The sequence below is a fragment of the Flexivirga meconopsidis genome (assembly GCF_026162425.1).
Lineage (GTDB): Bacteria > Actinomycetota > Actinomycetes > Actinomycetales > Dermatophilaceae > Flexivirga > Flexivirga meconopsidis.
Genome location: NZ_JAOBQJ010000003.1, coordinates 16,512 through 33,132 on the forward strand (window position 1 = coordinate 16,512; position 16,621 = coordinate 33,132).

A 16,621-nucleotide genomic window follows, 5' to 3' on the forward strand; every position below is an offset into this window, starting at 1 on the left:
TTCATGCCGGACGTCGCACCCGATCAGTCGATCCTCAGCGGCGACGGCTTCGTCCTGCGGCCGCGCTCCGGGACGCCGTCGGTGCGTGCCTTCACCGTCGAGGTCGACGGGCGGGACGCCGGGAGGGTCGAGTTGCAGGTCTGCGACCACCGGAACAGCACCGGGCACGTCTCCTGGCAGATCGCGCCCGACTTCCGGGGCCGCGGTCTTGGTCATCAGGCTCTGCAGCTGGTGATCGAGCAAGCCTTCGACACCCTCGGGCTGCGCCGCGTCGAGGCCCATGTGGACCGGCGGCACCGGCACGCGATCCGGTCAGCGGCCCGCGCCGGCATGCGCAAGGAGGGCGTGGTCCGCGACTACGCCGAGGACGCCGACGGCTGGTATGACGCCGTCCTGCTCAGCCGCCTGGCCACCGACGCGCTGCCGTCGACCCGCGACGCGTTCACCGCATGGCTCAACAGCTCACTGCCCACCAAGCGGGCGATCGCGCAGGCCCTGATCCGCGACGCCGACGGGCGGGTGCTGGCCTGCGAGCTGGTCTACAAGAAGCCATGGGATCTGCCCGGCGGCGTCGTCGACCCCTTCGAGTCGCCGGCGACCGCGGTGCTGCGGGAGTTGTCCGAGGAGCTCGGCATCACCGGGCGCATCCGATCGCTGGCCGCGGTCAGCTGGCTGCCCAGCTGGCGCGGCTGGGACGACGCGACGCTCTTCCTCTTCGAGGTCGAGGCAGACCCGTCGGCGATCGCCGAAGCGAGATTGCAACCACGAGAGATTCGCGCCATACATTGGTGTGACGAGGAGCTGCTGGAGGAGCACGCCGCCGACTACACGGTGCGGGTGGTGCGGGAGGCCATCGCCGCGCTCGACGCCGGGACCGGCACGGCCTACCTCGAGGACGGGCGCCCCGTCGCCTGGTGACTGCTCGCCCGAGGTGCTCTACCGCGTCTCGAGCTGGTCGGGCAGCAGCATGTTGATCAGCAGGCTCACGAACGACACGACCAGCGCGCCGAGGATGGCGTCCCAGAAGAACTTGTCGACGTGGAAGGCCAGCCCCAACGGGTCGGACAACCACGACAGGATCTGCAGCATCAGCGCGTTCACCACGAAGGTGAACAGCCCGAGCGTCAGGATGATCAGCGGGAACGAGAAGAACGTCGCGATCGGCTTCACGATCGCGTTGATCACCCCGAAGATCAGCGCCGCGATGATGACCGTGAGCACCTTCGCACCGGTCGACTCACCCGACTGCGCCAGCGTGATGCCCGGCACGACGAGCGCCGCGATCCACAGGGCGACCGCGTTGACACCGGTCTTGATGAGGAAGTTCTGCATGCGCTCAGCTTGGCACAACGGCCGGGGCCAGGCCCCGTTTGCCGCGCGGCGTCACCGCTTAAGCTGAGCCGTATGACGGAGGCCACACCACCAGAAGTCCGGCTGCGCGCGAGCCTCTCGGCGATCCCGGGATATGTGCCCGGCAAGCCCGCCGCGGAGCAGCCCGGGCGCACCACCTACAAGATCAGCAGCAACGAAAACCCTTATCCGCCATTGCCTTCGGTGGTCAAGGTGGTGCAGGACGCCACGCTGTCGATGAACCGCTACCCCGACATGGGCGTTGCCGAGCTGCGTGACGCGATCGCGCGGCGCTTCGAGGTCAAGCCCGAGCAGGTCGCCACCGGCACCGGCAGTGTCGGGATCCTCGGCTCGCTGTTGCAGATCACCTGCGAGCCGGGTGACGAGGTCGTCTACGCGTGGCGGTCCTTCGAGGCCTACCCGATCGTGGTCGGTCTGTCTGGTGCGACGTCGGTGCAGGTGCCGCTCACGCAGGAGTCGCGTCATGATCTCGCGGCGATGGCGGACGCGATCACCGAACGCACCCGGCTGGTCATCGTCTGCAGCCCCAACAACCCGACCGGACCGGCGGTGCGTGCCGACGAGCTCGACGAGTTCCTGCAGCGGGTGCCGCCGCACGTGCTGGTCGTGCTCGACGAGGCCTACCTGGAGTTCGTGCGCGCGGACGACGTGCCCGACGCGCTCAACGTTTGGCGCAAACACCCGAATGTCGCTGTGCTGCGGACATTTTCGAAGGCCTACGGCCTTGCCGGCCTCCGGGTCGGTTACTGCATCGCGCACGAGCCGGTGGCCGAGGCGCTGCGCAAGGCCGCCGTGCCGTTCGGGGTGTCCGACATCGCCCAGCGCGCCGCGATCGCCAGCCTCGACGCCTACGACGAGCTCGACCAGCGGGTCCAGGACATCGTTGCCGAGCGGGACCGCCTGCTGATCGGGCTGCGCGACCTTGGCTATCCGGTGCCGGACACCCAGGCCAACTTCGTCTGGCTGCCGCTCGGGCCCAAGGCGCTCGACTTCGCGGCGGCTGCGGAGGCCGCCGGGGTCGTCGTCCGGCCGTTCGCCGGCGACGGCGTGCGGTGCACGGTCGGTGAGGTGGAGGCGACCGACCGACTGCTCGAGGTCGCCAAGGAGTTCGCCGGTCGCTGATGTCCTGCCGGAGCGCGTGTCGGTGCTGGCCACGACCCGCGACCGGGAGGAGCCTTGAGGGCGGATACCGGGAGCGAGGGAGAGCGCCCACGATGGTCACCAGGCGAGGAATGCTCACGGTGATGGGCTCGATCGTCACCGTGACACTGGCCGGTGCCGCCGCCGAGACCCGCATCGCGCGCTCCGGGAGCGAGAACGGGCAGACCCCGACACCGGTCGAGCACGACGGCGTCGTGGTCGCGCCGGTCGATGCGCCGCTGGTCGACGCTGAGGAGCGCGCCGAGCGCGACTCCCGTCATACCGGCGGGTAACGCTCCCCGATTCGGGCGGGGGAAGTTGCCCGGGTAGCCTTCGAACGTAACCAAGTGTGAGCCCCGTCATACCCGGACAGAGGTATGACGACGGGCTTCGCGCCCGCCCGGAGACCCCGTGGCACCAGGCACGTACGCAGTCGCGGCTCACCCGCCCGCGGCGGCCCACGAAGGAGTGGACATGCACGACGACGCAATGGATTCGGCGCCCGTGGGGGAGCCGAACTCCGTGCAACATCACGAAACGGTGGTCAGTTCGCCCATGGAACACGACATCACCGACGGCGGGCCAGACATGGTCCAGTTCGTGGACGGCGACGGCAACCGGCTGGCCACGACCGACGCCAACCGCGACTACGCGCAGATCGTCGAGGACCTCACTGCCGAAGACGGCCGCTCGATGTACCGCGACCTGGTGCTGGTGCGCCGGATGGACGCCGAAGGGCACGCTTTGCAGCGGCAGGGCGAGCTCGGACTCTGGCCCTCGCTGCTCGGCCAGGAGGCCGCGCAGGTCGGCGCCGGCCGCGCGATGCGCCCGCAGGACTACGCCTTCCCCGGCTACCGCGAGCACGGTGTCGCCTGGTGCAAGGGTGTCCCGCCGGAGAACCTCCTCGGCATGTTCCGCGGCGTCAATCACGGCGGCTGGGACAGCAACGCCAACAACTTCCACCTCTACACGATCGTGATCGGCAACCAGATGCTGCACGCGACCGGTTACGCGATGGGCATCCAGCGCGACGGCGACGTCGGCACCGGCGACGAGGCACGGGACGCCGCCGTGATGGCCTTCACCGGCGACGGCGGCACCGCGCAGGGCGACTACAACGAGGCGATGGTCTTCGCGGGTGTCGCGAACGCGCCGATGGTCTTCTTCGTGCAGAACAACCAGTGGGCGATCAGCGAGCCCAACTACAAGCAGTTCCGGATCCCGCCCTACCAGCGCGCCCGCGGCTTCGGCTTCCCCGGCGTGCGGGTCGACGGCAACGACGTGCTCGCGGTGTATGCCGTAACCAAGGCCGCGCTCGACGCGGCCCGCGCCGGGCAGGGGCCGACGCTCATCGAGGCGTTCACCTACCGGATGGGCGCGCACACCACCTCCGACGACCCGACCAAATACCGCATCGCCGCCGAGGTCGACATCTGGCGGGAGAAGGACCCGATCAAGCGCATGCGCGGCTTCCTCGCCAGCAAGGGTCACGCGGACGACGCGTTCTTCGACGCGGTCGACGCGGAGGCCGACGAGCTGGCTGCCCGCATCCGCACCGCCGCGCAGACGATGCCCGACCCCGAGAAGCCGACGATGTTCGACGACATCTACGTCGATCCGCACCCGATGGTGGAGCGGGAGAAGGCCGAATACGTCGACTATCTGGCGTCATTCGCCGACGCGACCGAGGGAGCTCACTGATGGCCGCAGCAGGACCGACCGAAGGACGGCCAGAAGGCATGAATTCAGGATCGGCGGTGAGGAACGAACCGGCGATCCAGAAACTGTCATTGGCGAAGGGTCTCAACGCCGGTCTGCGCAAGGCGATGGAGGACGACCCCAAGGTCGTGCTGATGGGTGAGGACGTCGGCAAGCTCGGCGGCGTCTTCCGCATCACCGAGGGCCTGCAGAAGGACTTCGGCGAGGACCGGGTCATCGACACCCCGCTCGCCGAGTCCGGCATCGTCGGCACCGCGGTCGGCCTCGCGCTGCGCGGTTACCGCCCGGTGGTCGAGATCCAGTTCGACGGGTTCATCTACCCGGCGTTCGACCAGATCATCAGCCAGGTCGCCAAGATGCACGCCCGCTCGCTCGGGCACCTGCGGGTGCCGATGGTGATCCGCGTGCCGTATGGCGGTGGCATCGGCGCCGTCGAGCACCACTCGGAGTCCAACGAGGCCTATTTCGCGCACACCGCCGGTCTGCGGGTCGTCACCTGCGCCGACCCGGCGGACGCCTATTGGATGATCCAGCAGGCGATTTCGTCGGACGACCCGGTGATGTTCTACGAGCCGAAGCGGCGCTACCACGAGCGCGCGGAGGTCGTGATCGACGAGGAAGCCGGCGCACCGCTTTCGCTGCACGCAGCGCGTGTCGCCCGCGAAGGCAGCGACCTGACGCTGATCGCCTACGGCCCGATGGTCAAGACCGCGCTCGACACCGCGGCCGCGGCGGAGGGCGAGGGCAAGTCGCTGGAGGTGATCGACCTGCGCTCGCTGTCGCCGCTCGACACCGACACGATCATGGCGTCGGTGCGCAAGACCGGCCGCGCGGTCGTGGTGCACGAAGCGTCGACCTTCCTCGGCATGGGTGCCGAGCTCGCGGCGCAGATCCAGCGCGAGTGCTTCTACTCCCTGGAGGCGCCGGTCATGCGGGTCGGCGGCTACAACATCCCCTACCCGCCGTCGCGTTTCGAGGAAGACTTTCTGCCCGACCTCGACCGCATCCTCGACAGCGTCGACCAGGCGCTCAGCTACTGATGGGCGCGTGCGTAACCCGCAACCGTTTCGAGTTGTGCACGGGTTCCGGGGCTGTGGCGTGCGTAACCCGCAACCGTTTCGACTTGTGCACGCGCGACCGGGCTGTGGCGTGCGTAACCCGCAACCGTTTCGACTTGTGCACGCGCGACCGGGCTGTGGCGTGCGTAACCCGCAACCGTTTCGACTTGTGCACGCGCGACGGGGCTGCGGCGTGCGTAACCCGCAACCGTTTCGACTTGTGCACGGGTTCCCAGGCCAGCCCGGCGAAAATACTTGAAGGAGAACACATTTCATGGGCGTGAAGCAGTTCAAGCTGCCTGACCCCGGTGAGGGTCTGGTCGAGGCCGAGATCGTCACCTGGAAGATCAAGCCGGGCGACGCGGTGAAGGTCAACGACATCGTGGTCGAGATCGAGACCGCGAAGTCGCTGGTCGAGCTGCCGATCCCGTGGGAGGGCACGGTCGTCGAGCTGCTCGTCGACGAGGGCACGACCGTCGACGTCGGTGCGCCGATCGTGTCGATCGACGTCGCCGGCGCTGAGGACGATCCGGCGCCGGCTGGCGCAGGTGATGCGGCAGCACCGGCGCAAACGCCTGCCCCAGAGGCGGATTCGGGCGAGCGCGTCGCCAACCTGGTCGGCTACGGCGCGGTCGAGGGCTCGACGAAGCGCCGCGCCCGCCGCGCCCTGCACGGACACCACGAGCACGTCGCGACCAGTGACCCGCTGCCCCCGCCCGACCTGCACGCGCACGTCGCCACCGACTCGGTGCCGACCGCGCCCACTCGTCCCGCGCAGGATGGCGCACCCAGCAGGTCCGCGCGGGGCGCTGCCCCGGCGACGCCCACCGCCGCTGCCTCGGGCAAGGTGCTCGCGAAGCCGCCGGTGCGAAAGTTCGCCAAGGACAACGGGATCGACCTGTCGCAGATCACCTCGTCGCGTGAAGACGGCGTGATCAGCCGCGCCGACGTCGAGGCGTTCATCGCCGGCGGCGCTGCTGCGTCGCCGGCCGGGGCTGCCCAGCGCGCCGGATTTGCGGGGCCTGCGTCATACGACGGGGAGCGGGAGACCCGCATCCCGGTCAAGGGCGTGCGCAAGATGACCGCGCAGGCGATGGTCGGGTCTGCGTTCACCGCGCCGCACGTCACCGAGTTCATCACCGTCGACATGACGCGCACGATGGAGCTGGTCGACCGGCTGAAGAGCGACCGGGACTTCCGCGACGTCAAGGTCACCCCGCTGCTGATCCTCGCCAAGGCGCTTCTCGTTGCGATCAAACGCAATCCGGAGGTCAACGCGACCTGGGACGAGGCAGCTCAGGAGATCGTGCTCAAGCACTTCGTCAACCTCGGCATCGCCGCGGCGACGCCTCGGGGCCTGGTCGTGCCCAACATCAAGGACGCCGACCGTATGTCGATGCTCGAGCTCGGCACCGCGCTCGGTGAGCTGGTCGGCACCGCCCGCGAGGGACGCACGCCGCCGGCCGACATGTCCGGCGGGACGATCACGATCACCAACGTCGGTGTCTTCGGCGTCGACAACGGCACCCCGATCATCAACCCTGGCGAGTCGGCGATCCTGTGCTTCGGCGCGGTGCGCAAGATGCCGTGGGTGGTGACCGACGAGCAGGGCGTCGACCAGATCGTGCCGCGGCAGGTGACGCAGCTGTCGCTGTCCTTCGACCACCGGCTGATCGACGGCGACCTCGGCTCGCGCTTCCTGGCCGACATCGCCGCGCTGCTCGAGGACCCGGCGCGCGCACTCGTCTGGGGATAATCGCCCTCTCGTAACCGACAGTGCGCGTCGCGTCACTGTCGGTTACGAGAGGAGTCGCCCGTGGAACCCGTTGCCACGTCGAGGGATTCGGTGACGCGGGCCAGCCAGTCTCCCACCAGCGCATCGAAGACTGCGGCCTGATCGATCTGCACGTTGTGTCCGGCCCGGTCGAGGGCGGCGTAGGTGGTGCGCGGCCAGCCGGCGGTCAGCGCGAACTGGTCGGCGTACCCCACCGCCGCGTCCTGGCGCCCGGTGACGACCAGGCCGGGGCGGTCGAACAGCGGCACCGAGCCCTCCCATGCGCCCCGGTAGTCGGCCGAGATCCGGGCGATGACGGCCGGATCGGCGCTGTCGATGCCGGTTTGCACCTCGATCGCGGTGCGGCGGAACGTCTCGGGTGTCTGCACCACCCCGAGCGCGTGGGCCGACTCCGGATCGATCTCGATTTCGTCGAGTTGCCGGGCGATCACTTGATGTTCCGGGACCTTGCGCTCGGCGAACGCAGCCAGAACGGCCGGTGCGACAAGGCACGCCCCGGCATACCGCCCTGAGTCGGCGGTGAGTAGGCCCTGCGTGAGGTAACCGCCGTACGATTCGCCGGCGAGAGCGAGCGGACCCTCGGGCACGAGCTGCCGCACCGCCTCCTGTACGACGGCGAAAACGTCGTCGGTGCCGCGCAACGCGGCCGTCGCGGTGCTCCGCCCATGACCCGGCAGGTCGAGGTAGACCCGGCGCCAGCCCGGGTGCCGCTCGAGCACCGGTTCGAAGGCGCCGCTCATCAGCCGGTGGTCGCAGGTGAAGCCGTGCAGCAGGACGAGCGTGCCGACCGGTGCGGCGGCCGGCGGGAGGTCGAGGTAGTGGACGCGGGCGAGCGGCAGGTCGAGGAAGGGCATGGCTGCAGCATCCCGTAAGCGGCCGTGTGCCTCACGTCACACCTGCTTACGAGCTGCGTCGCCCGTCGAGCAACTGCGCCAGGTGTATGCCGTCGGCCCCGGCGAGGTCGCGCAGCTGGGTGCGGCAGGAGAATCCGTCGGCCAGGATCACGTCACCCGGCCGGGCGTCGCGCACCGCGGGCAGCAGGTTGGTCTCGGCGACCGCGACCGAGACGTCGTAGTGCCCGCGCTCGACGCCGAAATTGCCCGCCAGGCCGCAGCATCCGCCGATCCTGCGCACTTCGGCACCGGCCCGGCCGAGCAACGCGGCATCGGCGTCCCAGCTCATCACCGCGTGGTGATGGCAGTGCGGCTGGGCGATGACGCGGGTGCCGGTCAGGTCCGGTGGTGTCCAGCCGTCGGTGCGTTGCAGCAACTCGGCGAGGGTGACGGTCGCGGCGCTCACCACCGCGGCGTCTGGGTCATCGGGCAGCAGCTCGGTCAGGTCATGGCGCAGCACGGCGGTGCACGAGGGCTCGACGCCCACGATCGGCGCACCGGCGCGCGCAGCGGGTGCGAGCGTCGAAACCAGTTTGCGCAGAGTCGATTTCGCGGCATCCAGCTGGCCGGTCGAGATCAGCGTCAGGCCGCAGCAGCCACGGGCGGGTGGCAGCACCGGTTGATAACCGGCATCGCGCAGCACCCGCACCATCGCCTCGCCGACCTCGGGGGTGAAGGAGTCGGTGAAGGTGTCGACCCACAGCAGCACCGGTCGCTCCACTTCCGGTGTGTATGACGGGAGCCCCGCACCGGCTGCCCACCGCGCGAAGGACACCGGCGCGATGACCGGGATCGAACGCCGAGCGTCCACCCCACCGGCGGTCTTGAAGACGCCGACCCGGTCGGCGACCCGCATCGCGGCGCGCGACAGGCGCGGGACACGACCAGCCAGCCGCAGCCACTGCGGCAGCCGGCCGAGGGAGTAGTGCGAGATCGGCCGGCGCCGGCCACGGTAGGTCTGGTGCAGCACCTCGGACTTCATCGACGCCATGTCGATGCCGGTCGGACAGTCCGACAGGCACCCCTTGCAGGACAGGCACAGGTCGAGCGCTTCGTGCACCTCCGGCGCCGCCCAATCCGCTTGCACCACAGAGCCGTTGATCATCTCCTGCAGCACCCGGGAGCGACCGCGAGTGGAGTCCTTCTCCTCGCGCGTCGCGCCGTAGGACGGGCACATCACGCCGCCGCTGCCGGTGTTGTCGGCGCGGCACTTGCCGACGCCGGTGCAGCGGTGCACCGACTGGGAGAAGTCGCCGCCGTCGGCGGCCCACGCGAGGGCCAGTGGTGCCGGGCGGTCACCGCGGCCGCGGGGTGCGGCCGGAGCCGGGAAGCGCAGGTCGGCGTCCAGCGGCGCCGGGTCGACGAGCACGCCGGGGTTGAGCAGGTTGTCGGGGTCGCAGAGCTGCTTCGCGGCGCCGAAGAGCGCGAGTGACTTCGCGTCATACATGTGGGGGAGCAGCTCACTGCGCGCACGGCCGTCTCCGTGCTCGCCGGACAACGACCCGCCGTAGTTGCCGACCAGCTTCGCGGCGTCGATCATGAAGGATCGCAGCACGTTTCGGGCGTCCGGGCGCTGCAGCGGCAGATCGAGCCGCACGTGCATGCAGCCGTCGCCGAAGTGTCCGAAGGGTGCCGAGGTCAGCCCGTGCTCGGACACTAACGCGTCGAAGTCGCGCAGATAGCGGCCCAGTTGGTCCGGCGGCACGGCGGCATCCTCCCAGCCCGGCCAGGCCGGCCTGCCGGCAGGCGAGCGTCCCGCCAACCCCGCGCCGTCCGCGCGGATCCGCCAGAGCGCCGCCGTCTCGGTGGGGGAGGTCACGACTCGCGAATCGACAGCGCCGAGTGACGAATCTCCAGCAACCGCAGCAGCTCTCGCCTCGACCTCGGCGAGGTCGTCACCGCTCACCTCGACGAAGAGCCAGGCACCACCACGGGGCAGGTCGGGCACCGCACCGTCACCCCGTCGGGCTCGCAGCACGTCGGTGAGCCGGGCGTCCAGACCCTCGCACGCGGTCGGTCGGTGCGCAAGCACGGCCGGTGCGGCATCGCCCGCGGCGGCGATGTCGGGGAAGCCCAGTGCGATCATCCGGCGGTGCGCAGGGTCCGGCACCAATCGGACGGTGGCCTCGGTGACCACGGCGAGGGTGCCTTCGCTGCCGACCAGGAAGCGCGCGACGTCCCGCTCGTGCTCTGGCAGCAGATGCTCCATCGAGTAGCCCGACACCTGACGGCCGAATCGGCCGAATTGCGTGCGGATGTGGGCCAACTCGCCACCGGCGAGGTCGCGCAGCGCGGCGGCCTCGCGGGTCGCGTCCGACTCCACCACGCCCGAGGTGAGCGCGAATTCGCTTCCCGTGCCCCACAACCCGTGCAGCGCCACGACGTTGTCGACGGTGCGCCCGTAGCCGAGGGAGCGCGACCCGCACGCGTTGTTGCCGATCATCCCGCCGATCGTGCAGCGGGTCGAGGTCGACGGGTCGGGGCCGAAGCGCAGGCCGTGCGGCGCCGCTGCGCGTTGGAGCTGCTCCTGCACAACACCTGGCTGCACCCGCGCGGTGCGAGCCTCTGCGTCGAGCTCGAGCACCCGCGCGTAATGCCGTGACAGATCCAGCACGATGCCGGGCCCAACCGCATTGCCGGCCACGGAGGTGCCCGCCCCGCGCACGGCGAGCGGGATGCCCTCGGCGCGCGCCGTCGCGTGTGCGGCGGCGATCTCCTCGGCCGAGCGCGGGAACACGACGGCGACCGGTGGCACCCGGTAGAGCGAGGCGTCGGCGCTGTAGGCCGCGCGCGTCGTGGAGTCGTCACGCACCTCGAGCCCGGCGGCGCGCAGGTTGGCAAGCAGAGTCATGGGTAACATGTTACTCATGACTCTGGCGGGACAGGCAGCGGAGCGGGTCCGCGGTTGGCTGTATGACGGGACCATCGAGCGCGACGCCTTCTACTCGGTGCCGCAGATGGCCGATCTGCTCGGAATGTCCCGGTCGCCCGTGCGGGAGGGTCTGCTCAGCCTTGCCGGTGCCGGGTTGATCGAGTTCGTGCCCAACCGCGGCTTCCGCGCGGTGCGCCCATCCGGGCACGACATCGCCGAGATCTTCGCGTTGCGTCTCGCACTGGAGCCGTTGGGTGCTGCGCGCGCGGCGGCTCTCCCGGCGTCTGCCGACGTGCGGAACCCCACGGCGACCTTGGCACTCGAAACGATGAGAACTGCTGCTGCCAAAGGGGATTCGGCACGGTTTGCGTCGGCGGATCAACGGTTGCACGCGGCGATCCTGGAGGCCGTGGGCAACGCCCGGATGACCGCTCTGATCGCCGATCTGCGTGACGCGACCAGGCTGCTGGGCGCGTCGACCGCTGGTCGGTCTCGTTCGCTTTCGGAGATCCTCGACGAGCACGAGCCGTTCGTCGCCGCGATCGCGGCAGGCGACGGCGCACGGGCCGCGATGTCGATGCGGCGTCACCTGATCGCGACCGGCCGGCTCTTGGTGCAGCAGGCCTTCGACGACGGCGACGACGAGGCGTGGGCCGCGTGGGATCGGCTGGTCGACGAGGACGAATGAGGTGCTCAGCCCTGGGCGCGCAGTGCCGCCGGATCGGGTATGACATGGGAGATCTCGCGGGCGGTCGCGACCACTGCCGGGCCGAGCTCTTCGATCCGCTCCTTGCGCATGCGCACTGCGGGCGCCTGGAGGACGACGGCCGCCCGCGCCACCCCTTCGTCGTCCAGCACTGGTGCCCCGACGCACCGGACGCCCTCGACGTTTTCCTCGATGTCGATGGCGTAGCCGCGTTCGCGGATCTGCTCAAGTTGCCGGGCCAGCTGAGAGCGGGTCGCGAGGGTGCCCGGTGCTATCGGCTCGAGCGTCGTCGGTAGACGGGATACATAGTCGTCGCCGGCCTCGCCGAAGGCGAGCATGGCCTTGCCTGACGCGGTGCTGTAGAGCGGGAAGCGAGCCCCGACATACTGCTCGAAGCGCAGCGGGAGGGTCGACTGCACTCTGAGCAGCACGACCGACTCGTCTCCCTCTCGCGCTGCGAGATTGACCGATTCGCAGGTGGATTCGCCGAGTTTGCGGAGCTCAGGGAGTGCCTTGTCGAGGCCGAGGACACGCTCGGCGGCACGGCCTAACGCCACCGATCGCGGGCCGAGGTGGTAGCGGTCGGTGGCCGGGTTGCGGCGGATCATGCCTTCGATTGCCAGTGCGCGTGCGATGCGGCTCGCCGTGCCGGCGGTCAGACCGGTGCGGTCAGCAATCTCACCGATGGCGAGTTCGCCACCGGAGGCCAGCACAGAGAGCACGGCGAGCGCTCGTTCGATCGCCTGGGTTCCGGTTGGCGCGCCGCCTGCTGCATTCACCACTCGGCCGACTCTAGCCCGGCCGCGGAGAAGTTCCGCTTTCCGGGAAATCCTTGTGACCTGGAACACATGTGCTTAATGTGGCGATAATCACCACATTATGACGGAGGTCAGCATGGCTCTGGACAACGAATCGGTCTTCACCTGGGCGGCGCCGCCGCTGAAGTTCGGCATCGGTGCGCTGCAGGAGGTGGGCGCGGAGGTCGGCAACCGCGGAGCTCGGTCCGTGCTCGTGCTCACCGATCCGGGCGTCGCTGCCTCAGGTGTGCCCGCTCAGGTCGTCGCCTCCCTGGAAGCGGCCGGACTCGACGTCACGCTGTTCGACCGGGTTGGCGTCGAGCCCACGGACGACTCGATCGGTGAGGCGATCGACTTCGCGCGCGCCGGCGAGTACGACGCCTACGTCGCGGTCGGCGGCGGGTCCGCCATCGACACCTCCAAGGCGGTGAATCTGTTGACGACGCACGACGGCGAGCTGCTGGACTTCGTGACACCGCCGATCGGCGCGGGGCGCACGCCCACCGAGCCGCTGCGGCCGTTGATCGCGATCCCGACCACCGCGGGCACCGGCTCGGAGTCGACCACGATCTGTGTCATCGACATGCTCCGCCTGCACCTCAAGGCGGGGATCAGTCACCCGGCGCTGCGGCCGTGCCTGGCGATCGTCGACCCGACGACCACCTTGACGATGCCTGCCGAGGTGACCGCGGCGAGCGGCATGGATGTGCTCTCACACGCTCTGGAGAGCTACACCAGCGTGCCGTTCGACTCCAAACCCGCACCGGAGGACCCGATGAAGCGCCCGGCCTTCTGCGGTGCCAATCCGATCAGCGACGTCTGGTGCGAGATGGCGTTGAAGCTGGTCGGCGCCAATCTGCGGCGCGCGGTGATGAACGGCCGCGATCTGCAGGCGCGCACCCAGATGGCGCTCGCATCGACATACGCCGGAACGGGATTCGGCAACGCCGGCACTCACCTGCCGCATGCGAATGCCTACCCGATCGCGGGCGCCGTCCAGGCCTACAAGGCCGATGGCTACCCCGAGATGCCCATGGTGCCGCACGGCCAGGCGGTCTCGGTCACCGCGCCGCACGTGTTCCGCTGGACCTACCCGGGAGACCCGGCTCGTCACCTGCGGGCCGCCGAGCTGCTCAGCGGCCGCACATTCACCGGCGTCGACGGTGCGGATGCGCTCGCCGGTGTGCTGAGCGAGCTGATGACCGACATCGGGATCCCCACGCGCCTCACGTCATTCGGGTATGGCGCGGGCGACGTCGACAACCTGGTCGCCGGAGCGATGAAGCAGACCCGCCAGTTGTCGGTCGTGCCGCGACCGGTGACCGCCGAAGCGCTCGGGGACATCTTCCGGGCCGCCTTGTGAGGACTTCGCTATGAGTGACCAGACCGTTCCGAGACCCAGCCGATCGCAGGTGCGCGCAGTGCTGGCCTCCTGCATCATGGGGACGACCGTCGAGTGGTACGACTTCTTCCTCTACGGGGTCGCCGCCGGGATCATCTTCAACAAGCAGTTCTTCCCGGCCGACGACCCGGCGGTCAGCACCCTGCTCGCGTTCGCCACCTTCGCGCTCGGCTTCGTTGCCCGGCCGGTGGGCGGGCTGATCTTCGGTCATATCGGGGACCGGGTCGGCCGCAAACGCACGCTGGTGATGACGATGCTGATCATGGGCGGGGCGACGTTCCTGATCGGCTGCCTGCCGACATACAGCCAGATCGGCCTCTTTGCGCCAGTGCTGCTGATCGTGCTGCGCCTGTTGCAGGGGATCGCGATCGGCGGGGAGTGGGGCGGCGCCGTGCTGATGTCGGTCGAGTATGCGCCGAAGGGCAGGAAGGCGTTGTTCGGGTCGACGCCGCAGGCCGGCCTTGCACTCGGGCTGCTCCTGGGCACAGGTGTTTTCGCCGCCGCCGGAGCCGTGATGAGTGACTCGGCCTTCAACGCCTGGGGTTGGCGGATCACCTTCTGGCTGAGTCTGGCGCTCGTCGTGGTCGGCATGATCGTGCGCCTCCGGGTGATGGAGACACCGGCCTTTCGCGACATGGAGCAGGGCGACGGGGCAGCTGTCATCCCCGCCAAGGAGCTGCTCGCCGATGCCGATAATCGTCGAAACCTGTTGCTGGGCATGGGCGCTCGCTGGATCGAGGGTGTTGCGTTCAACGCCTGGGCGGTCTTTTCGATCAGCTACGCGACCGGCACACTCGACATGGCTCGGCAGCCCGCGCTGCTCGCGGTGATGGCGGCGGCCGGTCTGCTGCTGGTGCTCATCCCGGTCAGCGGCGCGCTCGCAGACCGATTCGGCTGCCGGCGGGTCTATGCGACCGGCGCGGTGCTCGCCGCCGTCGCGCCGCTGCTGGTCTTCCCGTTGATGCACACGCGTGATCCGTGGCTCGCCGGTCTCGGGATCGTGCTCGCGCTCGGCGTCCTCTATCCACTGATGTACGGACCGGAGGGTGCGTTCTTCGCGGAGTTGTTCCCGGTGCGGGTGCGCTACTCGGGGATCTCGGTGGTCTACCAGATGTCCGGCATCTTCGCCTCCGGCCTGACCCCACTCGTGCTGACCTGGCTGCTCGACAGGGCCGGCGGCGGCACCGGGCTGCTGATCGGCTATTTCCTCCTCACCGGAGTCGTCTCCGCGATCTGCACCCTGCTCATCCGCACGCCGGGAGAGCGCTCGAGCAAGCGGTCGGTGCGGTCTGGTCAGGGCAGTTCGCGGATCAGCTCGGCAAGCACCCGCACCCCTGGCTCGATTGCCCGCAACGGGATCGCCACATAACCGAGGCGGAAGTGACGGCGGGCGTGCGCATCGGCTGCGGGGAAGTAGACATCCCCGGGCTCGATGAGCACGCCCGCACCGCGGGCCCGCTCGGCCAGCACCCGAGCGTCGAAACCCTCCGGGCCGCGCATCCAGAGACTGACCCCGCCGGGTGGGAAGTCCCCGGTCGGGAAGGGAAAGAGGCGCTCGACGGCGTCGGTCATGGTCAGCCAGCGTTGCTGCAGCTTCGCCTTTTGCCTGCGCAGCGCGCGGTGGTAGTCGCCACTACCGATGAACAGTGCCATCGCGCGCTGCAATTGCCCTGCAGGGTGGCGCAATTCGTAACGCCGGATCTCGGCCAACTCACGCACCAGGTCGCGATGGGCCACCAGGTAGCCCAGCCGCAGGCCAGGCGACAGGAATTTGGAGAAGGTGCCCAGATAGACCACGTCGCCGCTGTTGTCGAGGGCCTTCAGGGCCGGGCTCGGCCGGCCCTGGTAGCGGAACTCCGAGTCGTAGTCGTCCTCGACCAGCACTGTCCCGGCGGCCGCCGCACGCTGCACGAAGTGCAGCCGTCGCTCCATCGGAAGCGTGACATTGGTCGGCGACTGGTGGCTCGGGGTCACGTACGCCAGGTCGATCCCGGCGAAATCCGTTGGAGGCACTGCCCCGTCGCCGTCGACCGACATCGGTCGCAGCGCCGCCCCGGTGCGGGCGAAGATGTGCCGCGCATCAAGGTAGCCCGGGGACTCCACGGCCACCGTGCTCCTGCTGCCCAGCAGGCTTCGCCCGAGCAGGTCCAGGCCGTGCTGCGAGCCGACGGTGATCAGGATTTCCTCGGGCTCGGCCTCGATGCCGCGCGCCGGCAGCAACTGCCGTCGTACGACGTCGACGAGCATCGGGTCGTCCGAGCCCAGACTGTCCTGCAGCGACGGGTAGATGTGCGGGTGGTAGAGCGACTCCCGCAGCGCTCGTTGCCACGCGCGCACCGGGAAACTGCGCACGTCCACCTGCCCGGCAAGGAACGGATAGGGGTAACTCGACCAGTCGGCGACCTTTTCGATGTGCGGCAGCCGGGCGTCCGGGAAGCCACGCGTGCGGCGCGACCAGTCGATGCCAGGCGTGCGGTCAGGCGCGTTGATCAGCGCCGACTGCACGTCGGGATTGACGAAGAGCCCCTTGCGCTCGTGACTGATGACGATGCCCTCGGCGATCAACTCCTCGTAGGCGAGTTTGATCGTGTTGCGGGAGACGCCCAGCTCATCGGCGAGCGCGCGCGAGCTGGGCAGAGGTTGATCAAGGTCGAAAAGCCCAGTAGTCACTGCGTTTTCGAGAGCGCGACGGGCCTGGCGGTAAAGCGGTTCGGCGCTGTCCCGGTCGAGCTGCAACAGCGTGAGCGCCATCCTGATCACCTCCTTCGCGCGGACCCGGGCCTCGGCCATGAAACCAACCCGGTCGGTCCGGCGAGGGCAGGTTCCGCGAATTCGAACTCTCGCCTGCTGGGTCCTGCAACCGGACCA

14 protein-coding genes are annotated in these 16,621 nt (G+C 69.3%); 9 read left to right on the forward strand and 5 right to left on the reverse strand.

The annotated features are described in order from the left end of the window. Positions 1 to 3: 3 nt before the first annotated feature. A complete protein-coding gene (locus N2M23_RS09830) occupies positions 4 to 918 on the forward strand; it encodes an NUDIX hydrolase (protein WP_265445177.1) in 915 nt (304 codons plus the stop codon). An 18-nt stretch (positions 919 to 936) separates the two neighbouring features. Here N2M23_RS09830 and N2M23_RS09835 read toward each other — a convergent pair whose 3' ends face one another. Then, complete coding sequence (locus tag N2M23_RS09835) at positions 937 to 1,332, reverse strand: phage holin family protein (RefSeq protein WP_265445179.1); 396 nt, start codon at positions 1,330 to 1,332, stop codon at positions 937 to 939. A gap of 72 nt (positions 1,333 to 1,404) precedes the next feature. Here N2M23_RS09835 and hisC point away from each other — a divergent pair, with 72 nt between their 5' ends. The 5 genes from hisC to N2M23_RS09860 all read left to right on the forward strand — a co-directional run bounded on the left by hisC (position 1,405) and on the right by N2M23_RS09860 (position 7,044). After that, complete coding sequence (gene hisC, locus N2M23_RS09840) at positions 1,405 to 2,493, forward strand: histidinol-phosphate transaminase (RefSeq protein WP_265445180.1); 1,089 nt, start codon at positions 1,405 to 1,407, stop codon at positions 2,491 to 2,493. Between the two features lie 92 nt (positions 2,494 to 2,585). Then, on the forward strand, positions 2,586 to 2,804 hold the full coding sequence (locus tag N2M23_RS09845) for a hypothetical protein (protein ID WP_265445182.1): 219 nt from the start codon (positions 2,586 to 2,588) through the stop codon (positions 2,802 to 2,804). A gap of 181 nt (positions 2,805 to 2,985) precedes the next feature. Further along, the gene (gene pdhA, locus N2M23_RS09850) at positions 2,986 to 4,212 is read left to right on the forward strand and encodes a pyruvate dehydrogenase (acetyl-transferring) E1 component subunit alpha (protein ID WP_265445184.1); all 1,227 of its coding nucleotides are present in this window, start codon (positions 2,986 to 2,988) and stop codon (positions 4,210 to 4,212) included. Positions 4,213 to 4,250: 38 nt separating this feature from the next. After that, entirely contained in the window at positions 4,251 to 5,270 is a 1,020-nt protein-coding gene (locus tag N2M23_RS09855; RefSeq protein WP_425270234.1) for an alpha-ketoacid dehydrogenase subunit beta, read from the forward strand. Between the two features lie 292 nt (positions 5,271 to 5,562). After that, positions 5,563 to 7,044 (forward strand): dihydrolipoamide acetyltransferase family protein, encoded by a 1,482-nt coding sequence (locus N2M23_RS09860; protein WP_265445187.1) that lies wholly within the window; start codon positions 5,563 to 5,565, stop codon positions 7,042 to 7,044. Between the two features lie 32 nt (positions 7,045 to 7,076). On the opposite strand, the gene N2M23_RS09865 is transcribed toward N2M23_RS09860, so the two are convergent. After that, complete coding sequence (locus tag N2M23_RS09865) at positions 7,077 to 7,937, reverse strand: alpha/beta fold hydrolase (protein ID WP_265445189.1); 861 nt, start codon at positions 7,935 to 7,937, stop codon at positions 7,077 to 7,079. A 46-nt stretch (positions 7,938 to 7,983) separates the two neighbouring features. Then, positions 7,984 to 10,827, reverse strand: a complete 2,844-nt coding sequence (locus N2M23_RS09870; protein WP_265445190.1) for an FAD-binding and (Fe-S)-binding domain-containing protein — start codon at positions 10,825 to 10,827, stop codon at positions 7,984 to 7,986. 16 nt (positions 10,828 to 10,843) lie between these two features. Here N2M23_RS09870 and N2M23_RS09875 point away from each other — a divergent pair, with 16 nt between their 5' ends. Beyond that, positions 10,844 to 11,536 carry a GntR family transcriptional regulator gene (locus N2M23_RS09875; RefSeq protein ID WP_265445191.1) on the forward strand — a complete coding sequence of 231 codons (693 nt, stop codon included), beginning with the start codon at positions 10,844 to 10,846 and terminating at the stop codon, positions 11,534 to 11,536. 5 nt (positions 11,537 to 11,541) lie between these two features. Here N2M23_RS09875 and N2M23_RS09880 read toward each other — a convergent pair whose 3' ends face one another. After that, the gene (locus tag N2M23_RS09880) at positions 11,542 to 12,336 is read right to left on the reverse strand and encodes an IclR family transcriptional regulator (RefSeq protein ID WP_265445192.1); all 795 of its coding nucleotides are present in this window, start codon (positions 12,334 to 12,336) and stop codon (positions 11,542 to 11,544) included. 112 nt (positions 12,337 to 12,448) lie between these two features. Between N2M23_RS09880 and N2M23_RS09885 the strand changes: the two genes are divergently transcribed. Both N2M23_RS09885 and N2M23_RS09890 read left to right on the forward strand, forming a co-directional pair. Then, positions 12,449 to 13,714 carry a hydroxyacid-oxoacid transhydrogenase gene (locus N2M23_RS09885; protein ID WP_265445193.1) on the forward strand — a complete coding sequence of 422 codons (1,266 nt, stop codon included), beginning with the start codon at positions 12,449 to 12,451 and terminating at the stop codon, positions 13,712 to 13,714. Positions 13,715 to 13,724: 10 nt separating this feature from the next. After that, positions 13,725 to 15,122, forward strand: a complete 1,398-nt coding sequence (locus N2M23_RS09890) for an MFS transporter (RefSeq protein ID WP_265445194.1) — start codon at positions 13,725 to 13,727, stop codon at positions 15,120 to 15,122. Here N2M23_RS09890 and pdxR read toward each other — a convergent pair. Next, positions 15,047 to 16,543: a MocR-like pyridoxine biosynthesis transcription factor PdxR gene (gene pdxR, locus N2M23_RS09895; RefSeq protein ID WP_265445195.1), complete on the reverse strand. Its 1,497-nt coding sequence runs from the start codon at positions 16,541 to 16,543 to the stop codon at positions 15,047 to 15,049. The genes N2M23_RS09890 and pdxR overlap by 76 nt on opposite strands. Between the last annotated feature and the right edge of the window lie 78 nt (positions 16,544 to 16,621).

Excerpts from the sequence above, each read along its gene's own strand:
- N2M23_RS09830 (WP_265445177.1), top strand. The coding sequence starts at position 4 with ATGCCGGACGTCGCACCCGATCAGTCGATCCTCAGCGGCGACGGCTTC.
- N2M23_RS09835 (WP_265445179.1), bottom strand. The coding sequence starts at position 1,332 with ATGCAGAACTTCCTCATCAAGACCGGTGTCAACGCGGTCGCCCTGTGG.
- hisC (WP_265445180.1), top strand. The coding sequence starts at position 1,405 with ATGACGGAGGCCACACCACCAGAAGTCCGGCTGCGCGCGAGCCTCTCG.
- N2M23_RS09845 (WP_265445182.1), top strand. The coding sequence starts at position 2,586 with ATGGTCACCAGGCGAGGAATGCTCACGGTGATGGGCTCGATCGTCACC.
- pdhA (WP_265445184.1), top strand. The coding sequence starts at position 2,986 with ATGCACGACGACGCAATGGATTCGGCGCCCGTGGGGGAGCCGAACTCC.
- N2M23_RS09855 (WP_425270234.1), top strand. The coding sequence starts at position 4,251 with ATGAATTCAGGATCGGCGGTGAGGAACGAACCGGCGATCCAGAAACTG.
- N2M23_RS09860 (WP_265445187.1), top strand. The coding sequence starts at position 5,563 with ATGGGCGTGAAGCAGTTCAAGCTGCCTGACCCCGGTGAGGGTCTGGTC.
- N2M23_RS09865 (WP_265445189.1), bottom strand. The coding sequence starts at position 7,937 with ATGCCCTTCCTCGACCTGCCGCTCGCCCGCGTCCACTACCTCGACCTC.
- N2M23_RS09870 (WP_265445190.1), bottom strand. The coding sequence starts at position 10,827 with ATGACTCTGCTTGCCAACCTGCGCGCCGCCGGGCTCGAGGTGCGTGAC.
- N2M23_RS09875 (WP_265445191.1), top strand. The coding sequence starts at position 10,844 with ATGACTCTGGCGGGACAGGCAGCGGAGCGGGTCCGCGGTTGGCTGTAT.
- N2M23_RS09885 (WP_265445193.1), top strand. The coding sequence starts at position 12,449 with ATGGCTCTGGACAACGAATCGGTCTTCACCTGGGCGGCGCCGCCGCTG.
- N2M23_RS09890 (WP_265445194.1), top strand. The coding sequence starts at position 13,725 with ATGAGTGACCAGACCGTTCCGAGACCCAGCCGATCGCAGGTGCGCGCA.
- pdxR (WP_265445195.1), bottom strand. The coding sequence starts at position 16,543 with ATGGCCGAGGCCCGGGTCCGCGCGAAGGAGGTGATCAGGATGGCGCTC.